The sequence below is a fragment of the Kineobactrum salinum genome (assembly GCF_010669285.1).
Taxonomy (GTDB): Bacteria; Pseudomonadota; Gammaproteobacteria; order Pseudomonadales; family Halieaceae; genus Kineobactrum; species Kineobactrum salinum.
Window position 1 is genome coordinate 52913 of sequence record NZ_CP048711.1, and the last position, 14727, is coordinate 67639.

General features: G+C 62.1%; 16 protein-coding genes and 1 pseudogene. 12 read left to right on the forward strand and 5 right to left on the reverse strand.

The window, feature by feature from the left end; genetic code table 11:
- Positions 1–17: 17 nt before the first annotated feature.
- The 4 genes from G3T16_RS00245 to G3T16_RS00260 all read right to left on the reverse strand — a co-directional run bounded on the left by G3T16_RS00245 (position 18) and on the right by G3T16_RS00260 (position 3333).
- Positions 18–800, reverse strand: a complete 783-nt coding sequence (locus G3T16_RS00245) for an exodeoxyribonuclease III (RefSeq protein WP_163493334.1) — start codon at positions 798–800, stop codon at positions 18–20.
- Positions 801–931: 131 nt separating this feature from the next.
- Positions 932–1606, reverse strand: a complete 675-nt coding sequence (locus G3T16_RS00250; RefSeq protein ID WP_163493335.1) for a nitroreductase — start codon at positions 1604–1606, stop codon at positions 932–934.
- A 57-nt stretch (positions 1607–1663) separates the two neighbouring features.
- Positions 1664–2413, reverse strand: coding sequence for a substrate-binding periplasmic protein (locus G3T16_RS00255; protein ID WP_163493336.1), 750 nt, complete (start codon positions 2411–2413; stop codon positions 1664–1666).
- A gap of 65 nt (positions 2414–2478) precedes the next feature.
- Positions 2479–3333 carry a PA4780 family RIO1-like protein kinase gene (locus G3T16_RS00260; RefSeq protein ID WP_163493337.1) on the reverse strand — a complete coding sequence of 285 codons (855 nt, stop codon included), beginning with the start codon at positions 3331–3333 and terminating at the stop codon, positions 2479–2481.
- A gap of 165 nt (positions 3334–3498) precedes the next feature.
- Here G3T16_RS00260 and G3T16_RS00265 point away from each other — a divergent pair, with 165 nt between their 5' ends.
- The 10 genes and pseudogenes from G3T16_RS00265 (at position 3499) to G3T16_RS00305 (ending at position 10871) form a co-directional block, all read left to right on the forward strand.
- On the forward strand, positions 3499–3978 hold the full coding sequence (locus tag G3T16_RS00265; RefSeq protein ID WP_163493338.1) for a Na+/H+ antiporter subunit E: 480 nt from the start codon (positions 3499–3501) through the stop codon (positions 3976–3978).
- A complete protein-coding gene (locus G3T16_RS00270) occupies positions 3978–4292 on the forward strand; it encodes a monovalent cation/H+ antiporter complex subunit F (protein ID WP_163493339.1) in 315 nt (104 codons plus the stop codon). The genes G3T16_RS00265 and G3T16_RS00270 overlap by 1 nt, the downstream gene beginning before the upstream one ends.
- Positions 4289–4642, forward strand: coding sequence for a monovalent cation/H(+) antiporter subunit G (gene mnhG, locus G3T16_RS00275; RefSeq protein ID WP_163493340.1), 354 nt, complete (start codon positions 4289–4291; stop codon positions 4640–4642). Before G3T16_RS00270 ends, mnhG begins: the two co-directional genes overlap by 4 nt.
- Entirely contained in the window at positions 4639–5541 is a 903-nt protein-coding gene (locus tag G3T16_RS00280) for a DUF4040 domain-containing protein (protein WP_232059198.1), read from the forward strand. The genes mnhG and G3T16_RS00280 overlap by 4 nt, the downstream gene beginning before the upstream one ends.
- Positions 5542–5621: 80 nt before the next feature.
- Entirely contained in the window at positions 5622–5981 is a 360-nt protein-coding gene (locus G3T16_RS00285) for a cation:proton antiporter subunit C (protein WP_163493341.1), read from the forward strand.
- A 416-nt stretch (positions 5982–6397) separates the two neighbouring features.
- Positions 6398–7563, forward strand: a pseudogene (locus G3T16_RS00290) (proton-conducting transporter transmembrane domain-containing protein).
- The gene (locus G3T16_RS00295; RefSeq protein ID WP_197911792.1) at positions 7472–8938 is read left to right on the forward strand and encodes a proton-conducting transporter transmembrane domain-containing protein; all 1467 of its coding nucleotides are present in this window, start codon (positions 7472–7474) and stop codon (positions 8936–8938) included. The pseudogene G3T16_RS00290 and the gene G3T16_RS00295 overlap by 92 nt, the downstream one beginning before the upstream one ends.
- Before the next feature lie 67 nt (positions 8939–9005).
- A complete protein-coding gene (locus tag G3T16_RS00300; RefSeq protein WP_197911793.1) occupies positions 9006–9182 on the forward strand; it encodes a hypothetical protein in 177 nt (58 codons plus the stop codon).
- Entirely contained in the window at positions 9163–9504 is a 342-nt protein-coding gene (locus tag G3T16_RS21440) for a hypothetical protein (RefSeq protein ID WP_232059199.1), read from the forward strand. The genes G3T16_RS00300 and G3T16_RS21440 overlap by 20 nt, the downstream gene beginning before the upstream one ends.
- Positions 9505–9539: 35 nt before the next feature.
- Positions 9540–10871, forward strand: a complete 1332-nt coding sequence (locus G3T16_RS00305) for a proton-conducting transporter transmembrane domain-containing protein (RefSeq protein WP_232059416.1) — start codon at positions 9540–9542, stop codon at positions 10869–10871.
- Positions 10872–10964: 93 nt separating this feature from the next.
- On the opposite strand, the gene G3T16_RS00310 is transcribed toward G3T16_RS00305, so the two are convergent.
- Positions 10965–11756 carry a hypothetical protein gene (locus tag G3T16_RS00310; protein WP_163493342.1) on the reverse strand — a complete coding sequence of 264 codons (792 nt, stop codon included), beginning with the start codon at positions 11754–11756 and terminating at the stop codon, positions 10965–10967.
- A 246-nt stretch (positions 11757–12002) separates the two neighbouring features.
- On the opposite strand from G3T16_RS00310, the gene G3T16_RS00315 reads away from it, so the two are divergent.
- Together G3T16_RS00315 and G3T16_RS00320 are read left to right on the forward strand one after the other, a co-directional pair.
- Positions 12003–13457, forward strand: a complete 1455-nt coding sequence (locus G3T16_RS00315; RefSeq protein WP_163493343.1) for a protein kinase domain-containing protein — start codon at positions 12003–12005, stop codon at positions 13455–13457.
- An 11-nt stretch (positions 13458–13468) separates the two neighbouring features.
- A complete protein-coding gene (locus G3T16_RS00320) occupies positions 13469–14650 on the forward strand; it encodes a tetratricopeptide repeat protein (protein ID WP_163493344.1) in 1182 nt (393 codons plus the stop codon).
- The last annotated feature ends 77 nt before the right edge of the window (positions 14651–14727 follow it).

Consider the following 14727-nt stretch of genomic DNA (forward strand, 5'->3'; position numbering starts at 1 on the left):
CTGCAATCGGGTGACGTTCACTCCAGGATATCGAAGTCGTAGTGCATGATCTGGGGGGCATGGTCCGAAAAACGCTCCGCCGTATAGATTTCCGCACACTTTACCGCGCTGGCGAGGCGTGGCGTGATCACCTGGTAGTCCAGCCGCCAGCCGACATTCTTGGCCCAGGCCTGGCCGCGGTTGGACCACCAGGTGTACTGGTCCGGTTCCGGGTTGACCAGCCGGAACGAATCCCGGTAGCCCAGCTCGTCGTAGACCTGGTCCAGCCAGGCGCGCTCCTCGGGCAGGAAGCCGGAGTTTTTCTGATTGGCCTTCCAGTTCTTCAGGTCGATGGGACGGTGGCAGATGTTCCAGTCTGCGCAAATAATGTACTCGCGGCGCTTGCGCCGCAAATTGCGCAGGTGTTCGAAAAACCGGGCCAGGAAATCGAATTTCTTGGCCTGTGCCTGTTCACTGCTGGAACCGGATGGCATGTATAGGGAAATCACGCTCAGCCCGCCGAAATCCGCCTGCAGATAGCGGCCCTCGGTATCCGCCGACTCCCAACCCAGGCGGGTGTTCACCGAGCGCGGCAGCACCCGGCTGTACAGGGCAGTGCCGCTGTAGCCTGGGCGTACGGCATCGTTGTAATAGCAGTGATAGCCTGCGGGACAGAACTGTGGATCGGCGAGCTGGTGTTCCTGGGCCCTGGTCTCCTGGATGCAGACCACGTCGGCATTCTGCTGTTCCAGCCAGGCAAAAAAACCCTTGCGCGCCGCCGCCCGTATACCATTGGTATTGCAGGTAATGATGGTTGCCATGAGTGAGCCGATCCCCGAAAGCGGCGCAGTGTAACGGAATGCGGCGCGCCAGTTCAATTGGCCGGCCGCACTTCCTGCACGATCACCCGCGATCTCAGCCGCTTTTCTGTCGTCTTTCCAGACTCCCAGAATCAGTCGTGGAACGTCACGAAATCCCTCACCGCTGCCCGTTCGGTACCGCAGCGATTGACCACGGCCCCGGGATCCGGATGGCCAAAAGAAATACCAAACAGCAGTTTGTGCTGAGCTGCCACGCCCAGCTCTGCCCGCAACAACTCGGCCTCGAAGCTGAGCGATGTCTGAGGGCAGCTGCCCAGGCCACGGGCAGTCATTGCCAGCATCAGGGTCTGCGCAAACATGCCGAGGTCCGCGGCTTCGCGCAGACCGAAGGGTTCGGGCAGGTACAGCAGCGCCACATGGGGGGCATCGAAGAAGCTGAAGTTGCGCAAGAACGCCTGCTGGCGCGCTGACTTGTCCTCCCGGGCAATCCCCATCGTCTGATACAGCGCTTGCGCGGATGCATGCTGGCGCTGTTGGTAAATCCCCTCATACTTGCCGTCAAAGGGGAAATCCAGACTCGTCTCGCCGGCCGCAAACGCTGCAGGCAGACGCTGCCGCAATTGTTCGAGGCGGCGGCCCGATACCACGTGGACGATCCACGGCTGGGTATTGCAATTGCTGGGCGCTCGCGCCGCATCCTCAAAGATTGCGGTCAGGATCGCGGGATCCACAGGGGTCGGCAAAAAGGCACGCAGCGAGCGGCGCTGCCGCACGATCTGGCTGAAAGCCTGGGCATGATCAGTCATTTAACAGTCTCATCTATCGGTAGTATCGCAAATGTCGAGTAGTTAATGTCGCGCTGTTCAGTCGGCTTCGACCTGCACCGGCACCCAGCGATCGATGATGTAGCCCAGGGTGCCATTGCCCCGCATCTGGGCCAGGGCCCGGTTCAGTGCCAGCTCCAATGCGGTATTGTCGCGGTGCACCGCCCACGCCAGCGGCTCCTCGGTCAGCGGATGGTACTGGCTGATCAGGTCGGCATTGTCAGTGTCATTCGCCAGCCGCCAACTGGTGGCGGCTTCATGTACAAAAAGGTCGATCTCATCTGCGCGCAGAGCCGCGAACGCGGCTTCCGGATCAGGATATAGGCTCACGCTTGCTTCGCCCAGTTCGCGGCGCGCAAAAGCCTCCCCGGGGGAGTCCGGTTCAACACCTATACGTACCCCGGGCTGGAAGATGGCCCATGGCTGGCCAAAACGGCCCGCCCTGTCCACCCGCATGATCGCCATCTGCCCGGTCTGCAGGTAGGGCTCGGTAAAGCGCACCCGCGCGCTTCGCTCCGGGGAAATGCTGAGTCCCGACATGACCACATCGACGCGCTCCTGCTCCAGTGCCGGCAGCAGCTCGGCAGCACTCATCGCGACCAGCTCCACCCGGCGGCCAAGGATCTCTCCCACCGCGCGGGCGTTGTCCGGCTCGATGCCGACAATGCGCCCCTCGTCACGGTACTGCAGTGGTGGCTGATCCGGCGCCAGCGCCACCCGCAGCACGTCCGCCAGCGGCGCGCTGGCAGCACTCCAGCACAGTATGAGCACCAACAGGTGACGAAGCATCGGCAGATACCTTCAGTTTCAGCGGTGCCACAGCATAGCGCAATCGCGCCGACTGGTCCCGGGGGTCAGTCTTCTTCCATTTCCTGCAGCCGTTGCTGGCGCTCCTGCTCCTCCAGCAGGGCCGCACGAATCTCCAGCATCACCGCATCCACGTCGGGGGCGGCATCGTCCGGTTCGCAATGCCCTGTCAGCTCGTGCTCGGGATGCAGTTCACCGTCCTCGAACAGCGACCAGATTTCCTCCCCGTAGCGGGTGTCGAGCAACTCCCTGGCAAACAAACTGTAGTAGGCGGTAATTTTCCGGACATCCCGCAGCAGCATTGCCTGGGCGTTGTTGTTGGCGGCAACCTCGACGGCCTGGGGCAGATCAATGATTACCGGCCCCTCATCATCCACCAGCACGTTAAACTCGGACAGGTCCCCGTGAACCAGGCCAGCGCAGAGCATGCGCACCACGTAACGCATCATCAGGCCGTGGTCTTCCACCGCCTGGTCCGGAGTCATGGTCACATCTGCCAGGCGCGGCGCGACGTCGCCCTGGTCATCGACGATCAACTCCATAAGCAACACCCCGTCAAAACAGCCCAGTGGGTCCGGCACTCTGACATCGGCCCTGGCCAGACGGTAGAGCGCGTCCACTTCCGCGTTCTGCCAGACTTCCTCCTGCTGCTTGCGGCCGTAGCGGGATCCCTTCTCCATGGCCCGGGCGCGGCGGCTGTTGCGCACCTTGCGCCCTTCACTGTAGGTCGCGGCCTTCTTGAAGCTGCGCTTGTAGGCTTCCTTGTAAACCTTGGCGCAGCGGGTGCTGGTGCCGCAGCGGACCACGAATATATCAGCCTCCTTGCCGCTCATCAGCGGAAAGAGAACAGCGTCAATCAGGCCGTCATCCACCAGGGGTTGCAGGCGAGACGGTACTTTCATGAATATGGACCTCTAACTGGAAGCGAAGCGCCCATTCTAGCACGATTGCGCTCGTTGACTGTGCAATTGAGGGGCGCTAACGCGGCGTTATCGGACCGACACTGGTGGCATAGCGGCGGGCTGTTAAGGTATGATTCCCGGCTTTTCCGCTAGGATCTTTGTTACATGCGCGCGTTGCGTCTCCTGTCTGCCGTGATCTTCCTGTTCCTGGTGTGGATGCTCTGGGGCGGCCTCTACAAGACACCTGTGCTGCAGCTGGGCATCGCCTCCTGCATACTGGTGGTATGGCTGACGCTGCGCATGAACACGGCAGGCGGCGAGCTTCCGCGCCTCGTCCTGCTCTGGCGCATGCCCCTGTACTGGGCCTGGCTGGCGGGCCAAATGGTCATTTCCAATATCCAGGTACTGCGTCTGGTGCTCGGACCGCGGGCAGCCCTGAGCCCGCGGCTGGTGGAGGTGCAGGCACAGGCAGCCAGCAAGTTTGCCCGCACCCTGCTGGGCAATTCCATTACCCTGACCCCGGGAACCCTGACAATCAATATCGATGGCAACACGATTACCGCCCACTGCCTGACCGACGCCAGCGCCCGCGGTCTTGAGGGCGGAGCAATGGCGCGGCGCGTAGCCCGGGTAGACCCGGACTGATGCTGTTGGTTGCCGCTGTTGCGATACTGGCGACCATGGCCCTCGCCCTGGCGCGCGCTGTGCTGGGTCCGAGTGTCTACGACCGGGTACTGGCCGTTAACATGTTCGGTACCAAGACCGTATTGCTGATTGCGATAATGGCCTTCGCCATCGGCCGCACCGACTTCCTCGACCTCGCGCTGGCCTATGCCCTGATCAACTTTATCGGGGTTCTGGCGGTACTGTGGTTTGTTCAGGAAAACCACAAGCGCAGCCGGGCCGCGGCGGCTCCCGGGCAGCAGCGCGAGCCAGCGAAGGGAGCCGACAACGAATGAACGGTGTCGTGGAACTGCTCTCCGGCCTGCTGGTGATTTGCGGCTCGCTGTTTGTTCTGGCCGGCGGCATCGGGGCCCTGCGCATGCCGGATTTCTATACCCGCATCCACGGTGCCAGTCTGACTGACTCACTGGGTCCGGTGCTGGTGCTGGGCGGCCTGATACTGCAGGCGGGACTGTCACTGGTCAGTGTCAAGCTGGCAGTAGTATTGCTGTTGCTGATGACCACCTCCCCCACTGCCAGCTATGCCCTGGCCAATGCCGCCCTGCTGGCCGGTCTGCGCCCCGCCGGAGAGGGTGACAAGGCGGCGCCCCCGGAGACTTCCCGCCACGAGGAGTCACAGCCATGACCACCCTGCTGATCGGCGTGTTCCTGCTGTCATTGCTGGTAATCACCGCCGTCGCCATCGTCCGCGCCAGCGACCTGTTTTCAGCAGTGATGCTAAGCGGTATTTTCAGCCTGCTGATGGCGCTCAATTTTTTTCTGCTCGACGCGGCGGATGTCGCGTTGACTGAAGCCGCGGTGGGCGCCGGTGTGGCGACGGTACTGCTGCTGGCCGCGCTCAGACTGACCCCCGCCAACGAGGCCTCCGCGCGCGGTGCCAGCATCCTTGCGGTGACGGTGGTCGTAGTGACTGCACTGCTGATGATCTATGCCTCCTTCGGCCAGCCCTCGCTGGGCGATCCACTGGCCCCTGCCCAGCAGCATGTGGCGCCCTGGTATATTGAGAAGACGCCCGAGTTGATTGATATTCCGAACATCGTCACCGCCGTACTGGCCAGCTACCGTGGTTTCGATACCCTGGGAGAGGTGTTTGTGGTGCTGACCGCCGGTGTCGGCGTCATGTTCCTGCTCGGCGGGGGTCGTGGCAAACCATTTTCCCACCTCGACAGTGATGGTGAGCAGGGCCTCAGCGAACACTTGATCCCCAAGGTAGTCGCCAGGATTCTGGTGCCCTTCATCCTGTTGTTTGCGCTGTTCATCCAGTTTCACGGTGAATACAGTCCGGGCGGCGGCTTCCAGGCCGGCGCGCTGTTTGTTGCCGGCATGATCCTGTTTGCACTGGTACGTGGAGAGCGACTGGCGCTGGCGGTCATTCCGCCCCAGGTGCTGCTGTGGATGAGTGCCGGCGGGGCCCTGCTTTACGGCGCAGTCGGTCTGGCAGGCATTGTGATGGGGGGCAGTTCCTGGATTATTCCGTGCTCGCCGGCGATCCCGTTGCGGGGCAGCACCTGGGTATCATCCTGATTGAGTTCGGCGTCGGCGTCACGGTCACCGGCGTACTGCTTTCCATCTTCCACGCCTTTACCGCCAGAGACTAGTTTTGCATGGAACTATTAGGCCTTTTTAATTACTGGGTTTTCGCCGTATTGCTGATGACCGGCCTGTATGCATTGATCGCCAAGCGGAACCTTGTCAAGAAAATCCTGGGGCTGGCAATCTTCCAGTCCGCCGTGTTCCTGTTCTTCATTACCATGAGCAAGATCGACGGAGGCACGGCGCCCATCATCCAGGCCGGCATCAGCGACCAGGTATTTTCCAACCCACTGCCCCAGGTTCTGATCCTGACGGCGATTGTCGTTGGCATCTCGACCACCGCGCTGGGGCTGGCGATTGTAGTGCGGCTGTACGAAGAATACGGCTCCATAGAGGACGACGAGATTCTGGCGATGGACCGCAATACATGAATCTGGCCGAACATCTGCCCGCCCTGCAGGTCGCCCTGCCCCTGCTGACCGCGCCGCTGGTTATCCTGCTGCGCACCGGCTTTCTCGCCTGGTTGAGTGCGCTGCTGGCCAGCCTCTGTTCGCTGGGGCTGGCGGTCCTGCTCGTCGCTGCGGTGCTGGAAGGCGGCACTCAGCACTACGCGATAGGCGGCTGGGAGCCTCCCTTCGGCATCGCCCTGCGGGTCGACGGTCTCAGCGCGCTGGTGCTGCTGTTGATTACCGGTGCCTCCTCGCTGGCTCTGGCTGGAGGGCGCGGCTCTCTGCGGCTGGACATCGATAACCGGCGCGCGCCAATGTTCTACGGCGCGTGGCTGATCGCGATGGCGGGATTGTGCGGTATTGCGGTGACCGGCGACGCTTTCAACGTGTTCGTGTTCATGGAGATTTCGTCGCTCGCCACCTATATCCTGATCGCGGCCGGCAGAGACCGGCGGGCCCTGTCCGCAGTGTTCAAGTACCTGGTCATAGGCACTATCGGTGCCACCTTCTATTTGATCGGGGTCGGTTTTATCTACATGATGACCGGCACCCTGAACTTCGCCGACATGGCGCTGCGTCTTGAAGGTACCATCGACACCCGTCCGATCGTGATTGCCGCCGGCTTTGTCACCATAGGCCTGGCGCTGAAGGCAGCAGTATTCCCGCTGCATATCTGGCTCCCCGGGCCTATACCTACGCGCCCCACGCGGTCACGATATTCCTTGCCGCCTGTTCCACCAAGGTCGCCATCTATGTCTTGTTGCGCTTCAATTTCGCGGTATTTCACGGCAATCTATTGGGACATTCGGAGCTGTTCAGCGCCTTTGTCATTCCACTGGCCGTCACGGGCATTCTGCTGGCCTCGGCGATTGCCGTGTTCCAGACCAACCTGAAAAAGCTGCTGGCATTTTCCTCAGTGGCCCAGATCGGCTACATCGCCCTGGCCGCGGGGCTGACCTCTGCTCCCGGCCTGATGGCGGCACTGCTGCACATGTTCAACCATGCGCTGGCCAAGGGCACTTTGTTTCTGTGTGTGATGGCTTTTGCGCTGACTTCCGGCAGCGCCACACTCGCCAGCTTGCAGGGTATAGGCCGCCGCATGCCCTGGACCATGGCCGCGTTCGTCCTCGCCGGCCTCAGCCTGATCGGCGTGCCGGGAACCGCCGGCTTCATCAGTAAATGGTACCTGATCGTCGCGGTAATGGACTGGCACGGTAGCGGCTGGGGCATTGCCCTGGTCGCGGCCATTGTGATCAGCTCGCTGTTGGCGGTGATATACCTGTGGAAATTTGTCGAGGCGGCCTGGTTCTCCGAGCCACCCGATGGCGATGTGTCACGGCTGGAGGTGAGCCTGCCATTGCGCAGCCTGATCTGGCTGGCGGCACTGTCCAATGTCTATTTTGGCCTGTTTCCCCGCCTGCCTCTCGCCCTGGCCCGTAGCGGCACCGACACCCTGCTCGGGGCCTGTACTGATGTCCGCGACCACACTGCCGTTAATGTTGCTGCTGCCCCTGCTGGGCGCTATCGGTATCGCAGCTACAGGGCGTTGGCCCAACCTCCGTGAGACGGTGAGTCTGGTGACTGCGGTAGCACTGGCGATCACTGTATTTTCCTGGTTTCCGGAAGTGGCCGACGGTGCCCGACCGCGGCTGGTGCTGGCGGAGCCGCTGCCCGGCCTGCCCTTTGCGCTGTCCCTGGAGCCTCTGGGGATGATGTTTGCCTGCATCGCCTCCTTCCTGTGGATCATCAATACCATCTACTCGATCGGTTACATGCGCAGCAACAGGGAAAAGCACCAGACCCGCTTTTATATCTGCTTTGCGCTGGCCATCGCTGCGGCCATGGGCATCGCGCTCGCAGACAATCTGTTCACGCTGTTCCTGTTCTACGAAATACTGACCCTCTCTACCTATCCTCTGGTTGCGCACAAAGGGGACCCCGCCACCGTCAGATCAGCGCGGGTCTATCTCGGCGTCCTGCTGGGTACGTCCATCGCCCTGTTTCTGCCGGCAATCATCTGGACCTACGTCATTGCCGGCACCACCCGCTTCACCCTCGGCGGCATTATCGACGGCAAACTGGAGGGGGCAGCCATCGGGCTGCTGCTGGGCCTGTTCGTGTTCGGTATCGGCAAGGCTGCGGTGATGCCGGTTCACCGCTGGCTGCCCGCCGCGATGGTTGCCCCTACGCCAGTCAGTGCACTGTTGCATGCGGTAGCAGTAGTCAAGGCGGGCGTATTCAGCGTCACCAAGATCATCATCTACATCTTCGGCGTCGACTTCCTGTTCAGTCAGCCGAGTGCCGATTGGCTGCAGTTTGCGGCTGCGTTTACCATCATCGCCGCCAGTGTGGTTGCCCTGTACCAGACCAACCTCAAGCGCATGCTGGCCTATTCAACGATTGCGCAATTGTCCTACGTCATCCTCGCGACCGTGATTCTCAAGCCGCTGGCGGAAATTGGTGCCGCGGTGCATATCGCTGCACACGCGTTCGGCAAAATCACACTGTTTTTTGCCGCCGGGGCGATTTATACCGCCTCCCACAAGACTGAACTGTGGCAGCTGGCCGGCATCGGCAGGCGCATGCCCTGGACCATGGCCGCCTTTACCATCGGCGCACTGAGCATGATCGGCGTACCGCCCACGGCGGGCTTTGTTTCCAAGTGGTTCATCCTTGCCGGCGCCTTCCAGGCCGAGAGCTACCTGGCGATTTTTACCATTATTGCCAGTACCGCGCTGAATGCGATGTACTTCCTGCCCATTGTCTATTTTGCCTGGTTGAGCCCGCCCGCAACCGGCGTGGATATGGAGCATGGTGAAGCGCCGGCGGCCATCTTGCTGGCCATGCTGGTGACCGCCACATTGACCATCGTATTCTTCTTTTTCAATCAACCATTGCTGGACCTTGAAGGCCAGCTGGTGCGGAGCCTGCCGCTATGACCAAACCCGATGACCACTGGCTGACCCGCCCCGCGACCCTGCGCAAGTTGTGGATCGGGGCAGCATCGTGCTGCTGCTCATTGTCTTGTTGCAGTTGCTGATTCCGGTCAAGGGTTATTTTGGCATCGACAGCTGGTTCGGCTTTGGCGCGCTGTTTGGCTTTCTCAGTTGCGTGCTCATGGTCATTGTTGCCAAGCTGCTCGGCGCAATCCTGAAGCGGCCGGATGACTATTACGATGTTTGAGCTGTTTGCAACCCTGCCGCCCGCGCTGGCGCTCATGACCGGCGCGCTGCTAACCGCGCTGATACGCTCCAGGCAGCTGCGCGCGGCGGTGGTAATTATCGCCCCGCTGATCTGCCTGTACATGATCTGGCAGGTCCCGGACGGCGTGGTGCTGCGCGGCACGTTTTTGGGCTACCCGCTGGAACTGGTCGAGGGCAACGCCGTCAGGCGGCTGTTCGCGACGATCTTTGCCATCATGTCCGCCACCGGCGCGGTCTTCGCATTCAACACTGCCCGCCGCACCGAACTCGTTGCGGCGCAGGTCTATGCTGCGGGGCCATAGGGGTTGCGTTTGCCGGTGACCTGCTGACCCTGTTCATCTTCTGGGAATTGATGGCATTGTTTTCCACGGTTGTGGTCTGGTGCGGTGGCACCGAAGCATCGCGCGCGGCAGGAATCCGCTATGTGATTATTCACCTGTTGGGTGGCGTGGTCCTGAAAGTCGGTATCGAAGGAATCCTGGTCGGCACTGGATCACTGGATATCCGGGCTTTCTCCGCGGCAGATTTCAGCACTTGGATGCTGCTGATCGGCATCCTGATCAACGCGGCCGCCCCGCCCTTGTCTGCCTGGCTGTCAGATGCCTACCCCACCGCCAGCCCCACCGGCTCGGTGTTCCTGTCCGCCTTCACAACCAAGACAGCCATTCTGGCACTGATTCTGCTATTTCCCGGTGAGTCGGTATTGATCTGGGTCGGCCTGTTCATGGTGTTCTATGGCATCATCTATGCGCTGCTGGAAAACGACATCCGGCGCATACTGGCGTTCTCAATCGTCAACCAGGTCGGTTTCATGGTCTGCGCCGTGGGTATCGGCACCGAAACAGCCATCAATGGGGCTGCTGCCCACGCCTTCGCCCATATTATCTACAAGGCCCTGCTGTTCATGAGCGCGGGCGTGGTGGTGATGCGCACCGGCAAGCACCTGTGCACTGACGTCGGCGGCCTGTTCCGGACCATGCCGATCACCATGTGGTGCGGTGTAGTGGGTGCCATGGCCATCTCCAGTTTCCCGCTAACCTCGGGTTTCACCACCAAGACACTGATTTCCCAGGCGGCGGTAGATGAAGGCCTGGTTCTGGTGTATTTCCTGCTCGCCGCGGCCTCGGCAGGGGTTTTCCTGCACGCGGGTATCAAGTTTCCCTGGTTCGTGTTCTTTCAGAAGGATTCCGGTTTGCGCCCCAAGGATGCTCCCTGGAATATGGCCGTGGCGATGCTGTTCTTCGCCGGTCTCTGTATTTTGCTCGGTGTGTATCCACAACTGCTGTATCCATTGCTGCCCTATGCGGTTGACTACCAACCCTATACCGCCAGCAAGGTGCTGTTCTATCTGCAACTGTTGCTGTTTTCCGGCCTGGCATTCTTCCTGATGCTGCCGTGGATGCAGCGCACCCTGACAATCTCGTTGGACGTCGACTGGTTGTGGCGGCGGGGCCTGCCCCAGCTGGCCCGGGCCAGCGGGCGCCTGGCAGGACCTCCGCTGCGACTGATGCAGGCAGGACTACTCCGCTTGGCCAGCGCCGTCGGTGGCTCGGCACGCGGTACCATGGAACAGGCTGGGCCGCTGGGGCGTTCCTGGGAGATCGGCACTACCGCGTTGTGGATTGTGGTGTTGCTAATGGTCTACGTGATTATCTACTATCTGTTCTGATACGGCCTGACGTATGAACAGGCCCTAATGCAACCCGGAAATACTGAAACATGAAAACGCGCCTTCGCACCCATGGCGGGCGGGGTTGCCGTGCTAGAACTTCGCATAACGGCTGTTGCAATACTGGCGATGGCTGTTGACCGTCTGCGCGATTGCGGTGTTGAGCTGTCCCTGCTCCTCGCCAGTGAACCAGTCCTGGTGACGGTTCGGCCGCGCCGGATCCACCGGTGTCACGCTGGAACTTCCCTCGCGATGCGCAACCCACATCGCCGCGATATCGGCGTCGATCTCCGCTAGCTGGGCTGCCGTATAATTCCGGTCAGCGTCACGCTTGCGCTCCAGTGCCAGCGCAGTCTCGCCCCAGAAACTCTTTTCCTTCATGCAGTTGACCAGCGGCGTCATGCCGTCGGCACAGCCTGCCCCCAGCGCGCCGCAGTTCCGGCCGCCGCTCTTGTTTTTGGCTTGGCCGCCTGTCACTTTGGGTAGCTTGAAGCGAGGCTGAGCGACCGGCGCGGTGGCCGCAACCTGAGTCGCAGGGGTGGCGGCAGTCGCGGGCGCCGCTGCCGATTCGCAATCGCCTGCTCCGGTGAGAGTCTCAGCGACACCACCGGCAACGGCCTCAGCTGCATCCCTGACCAGCCCCCTGGCCCCCAACTGTCCAGCCAACCGCCCACCGAGGCCGGCGAGTCGCCCCACTGCTCCGCTCACCACGGCCGTTGGAGCACTGCCAGCTGTCCCACAACCGGCCACAGTGGTCTCGGCCCAGACCGGTATGCTCATCAGTAGCGCCGCCAACAATCCTGCCAGCCGGCAGTTCAGCAGTCGTTGTGACGGGGCCGCGGCCGGCCACAAGGATATTTCGTAGCGGTAATCATGTGTTTGCATATCTCGCTCCTTGCCTGTGTGACGACGTTGTATTGCGAAGTGCCTACCCCCTGTTCCGGCAGCGTCGGCCAGGACCTGGCTGGATCCATTATGTCCGCTGGTGTGGTGGCGGTCCTCACGTAGCCTTCACGGAGTTTTCAACTGTCACACCACCCGCCGGCAGCACCCGCCGCGCCTCATTTTCACACCGCCCGCCGCGGTGTAGAATCGAGAATCTCTCGCGTGTACCAGGACGCAAGCACTGCCATGGATCACATGACCGCCCTTACGCCTCCCGGCAGTGACAAGCAACTTTTTCTGTGGCGTTTTGCCGACGTCGAATTCGACGAGTCGGGCCTGCAGCTCAGTGTCGCTGGCGAGACAGTGGTGATTGAACACAAGCCGCTACAGCTACTCGCCTTTCTATTGCGCCACAGTGGTGAAGTGGTCAGTAAACAGGATCTGCTGGAGTCGGTCTGGGCCGGACGCGTCACTGTCGAGCACGTCCTCGCGACCGCGGTCGGCAAACTTCGCCGGGCACTGGGCGCAGCGGCCGACAGAATAGTGACCGTACCGCGTATCGGTTACCGCCTGTTGGGGCCAGTGGAGCGTATTGCCATTGGGCGGGAGTGGCGGTCCGGCCTCAGCCTGCGTGTGGGCAGTACCGTGCCCGGCCGCGATCATTTCCAGCTACAGCGCCAGCTGGGGTCTGGCCACAGCAGTGAAGTATGGCTGGCCCGACATCGCAAGACCACGGAACAACGGGTCTACAAATTTGCCCGCGATGCCAGCCAGCTGGATGCAATCAAGCGTGAAGCCACTGTGGCCCGGCTGCTGGTCAGTAGCCTGGGCGAACAACCGGGTTATGTGCGCACCCTGGACTGGAATTTCGACACCCCGCCCTTCTTTCTGGAGACCGTCTATTCCGGTCAGCCCCTGGAACTGTGGGCTATCGAGGTAGGGCTGGCCAGCTGGCGCGTTACCGAACGCCTGGATCTGTTCCTGCAAGTTTGTGACGCGGTCGCGGCCGCTCACAGCGTCGGCGTCCTGCACAAGGACCTCAAGCCCTCGAATGTCCTGGTTGCGCAGGACAGTTCCGGTCAGCTCGTGCTGAGTATTGCAGACTTTGGTTGTGCCAGGTTGCTGAACCCCCAGGCTCTGGCGGCACTCAGTATTACCGCCCTTGGCTTTACACGCCAAGGCCAGGAAGGCAACAGTGGCACGCCTCTGTACCTTGCGCCGGAGGTCATTGCCGGCCGCGAACCCACCATCCAGAGCGATGTCTACGCGCTCGGGATATTGCTCTACCAAATCCTGTGCGGCGATTGCCGGCGGATCATGGCAGGCGACTGGGAGCACGATATCAACGACCCGCTGCTGCGCGAAGACATCGCCCTCGCCACTGCCGGCGATCCGGCCCGGCGGCTGGCTAGCGCCGCCCAACTGCGGGACCGCCTGCGCCAGCTGGATGCACGTCGGCGGGAGCAGCAGCGCCAGCGCGCCAATGCCGAACGTCTGGCGCTGGCGACCCGGACGCTGGAGCGCGCCCGGGCCCGGCGGCCATGGGCGATAGCCACCGGCCTGGCACTGGCGCTGGGCCTCACCGCCTCGCTCTGGTTTGCCGACCGCGGCATCCCCGGCGCGGGCCACGACCTGACAGTGCGCGAAGCAATGCAGCGTGGCAGCGAAGCGCTGGAGCAGCGCTTTGTGGGAACCCCCTGACCGAGGCAACGGTGCGGCTGACCACTGGTCGGGTATTTGACAGCCTGGGGGAGCTGAACGCTGCCAGCGCCCACCTGCAGCGGGCTGCAGAGCTGTTCGAACGTGAGCTCGGATCCAGTCACCCGCAGACCCTGGCCAGCCGCTACCAACTAGCCATCACGCTGAGCAATGCCTCTGACTACGAGCAGGCCGCGGCCGTGCTGGGTGCGGCGGACAGCGACGCGCTGGTGGCCGGCTCCAACCCGGAGGCAGAGCTCGCTGCCGCACGTGCCTGGGGACGCTGGTACCTGTTGCAGGGACGCGCCGCCGAGGCCGCACCAGAGCTGGAAAAGGCAGCACTGGCCCAGCGTCAACTGCAGCCGAACGATCTGCAGACCCTGCATGAGATCCGCAGTGACCAGGCCCAGGCCTACAACCATATGGGCCGTGCGGAGGAAGCCGTGGCCCTGCTGCAGGAACTGCAGCAACCCCAGTACCGACGTGCGGCAAGCCCGGCCAGAAAGGCCTCGACGGACTTCCTACTGGGAGCTGCGCTGCTCTACGCCGAGCGCTACGGCGAAGCAGAAGCCGTGCTGCTGAATGCGTCGGGTGCGCTGGACAAAATCTATGGCGAGGACTCGGTACAAAGCGCCCGTGCGCGCAGTGCCCTGGGCAACCTATACTTCACCATCGGTCGTGCCCCAGAGGCGTTACCCATGCTCATCGCGGCCCGCGCTACTCTGTGCAAGCTGTACGGCCCGCAACACCAGGTTTGCCTGCAGCATCACGGCAACGAGGGTATTGCACGATTACAGCTGGGTGAGGACCGTCAGGCGCGGCAGCAGCTGGAACTGGCCCACGGCGGCTTTCGCGAGCGCTTTGGCGACAGTTTCACTGGCACCCAGGTGCTGGCCTACTACCTGGCCGCGACGCTGCTGGCAGCTGGGGAAACAGAACAGGCCGCTACGCTGATAGGCGGACTCGATCCTGCCATTCTCGCAAGTGGCAGCCCTGGCGCCCACTGGGGGGCACGAGTGGGAGCGCTGGCAGCGACTCTGTTGCTGCTGCGGGGCCAGGTCGACGAAGCGGTAAGGCAACTACGCGAAGCCGTGGCTGCGATGGAAGCGGCGCAGCTGCAACCGTGGATCCTGGCTCCCTTTCGAGAGTATTTGCGCAGCGGCGAAGCCATGTTGCAAGCAGCGAACAAAAGCTGAACCTGGCGAAATAGCACAGTCACCGATCAAGGATCGGCAGGGCGCAGCTCCAGCGGTCACCACCCGCCGGGTGAAGC

Bases quoted from the DNA above. Each gene is read 5' to 3' on its own strand.
- G3T16_RS00245 (WP_163493334.1), bottom strand. From the start codon at position 800: ATGGCAACCATCATTACCTGCAATACCAATGGTATACGGGCGGCGGCG.
- G3T16_RS00250 (WP_163493335.1), bottom strand. From the start codon at position 1,606: ATGACTGATCATGCCCAGGCTTTCAGCCAGATCGTGCGGCAGCGCCGC.
- G3T16_RS00255 (WP_163493336.1), bottom strand. From the start codon at position 2,413: ATGCTTCGTCACCTGTTGGTGCTCATACTGTGCTGGAGTGCTGCCAGC.
- G3T16_RS00260 (WP_163493337.1), bottom strand. From the start codon at position 3,333: ATGAAAGTACCGTCTCGCCTGCAACCCCTGGTGGATGACGGCCTGATT.
- G3T16_RS00265 (WP_163493338.1), top strand. From the start codon at position 3,499: ATGCGCGCGTTGCGTCTCCTGTCTGCCGTGATCTTCCTGTTCCTGGTG.
- G3T16_RS00270 (WP_163493339.1), top strand. From the start codon at position 3,978: ATGCTGTTGGTTGCCGCTGTTGCGATACTGGCGACCATGGCCCTCGCC.
- mnhG (WP_163493340.1), top strand. From the start codon at position 4,289: ATGAACGGTGTCGTGGAACTGCTCTCCGGCCTGCTGGTGATTTGCGGC.
- G3T16_RS00280 (WP_232059198.1), top strand. From the start codon at position 4,639: ATGACCACCCTGCTGATCGGCGTGTTCCTGCTGTCATTGCTGGTAATC.
- G3T16_RS00285 (WP_163493341.1), top strand. From the start codon at position 5,622: ATGGAACTATTAGGCCTTTTTAATTACTGGGTTTTCGCCGTATTGCTG.
- G3T16_RS00295 (WP_197911792.1), top strand. From the start codon at position 7,472: ATGTCCGCGACCACACTGCCGTTAATGTTGCTGCTGCCCCTGCTGGGC.
- G3T16_RS21440 (WP_232059199.1), top strand. From the start codon at position 9,163: ATGACTATTACGATGTTTGAGCTGTTTGCAACCCTGCCGCCCGCGCTG.
- G3T16_RS00310 (WP_163493342.1), bottom strand. From the start codon at position 11,756: ATGCAAACACATGATTACCGCTACGAAATATCCTTGTGGCCGGCCGCG.
- G3T16_RS00315 (WP_163493343.1), top strand. From the start codon at position 12,003: ATGGATCACATGACCGCCCTTACGCCTCCCGGCAGTGACAAGCAACTT.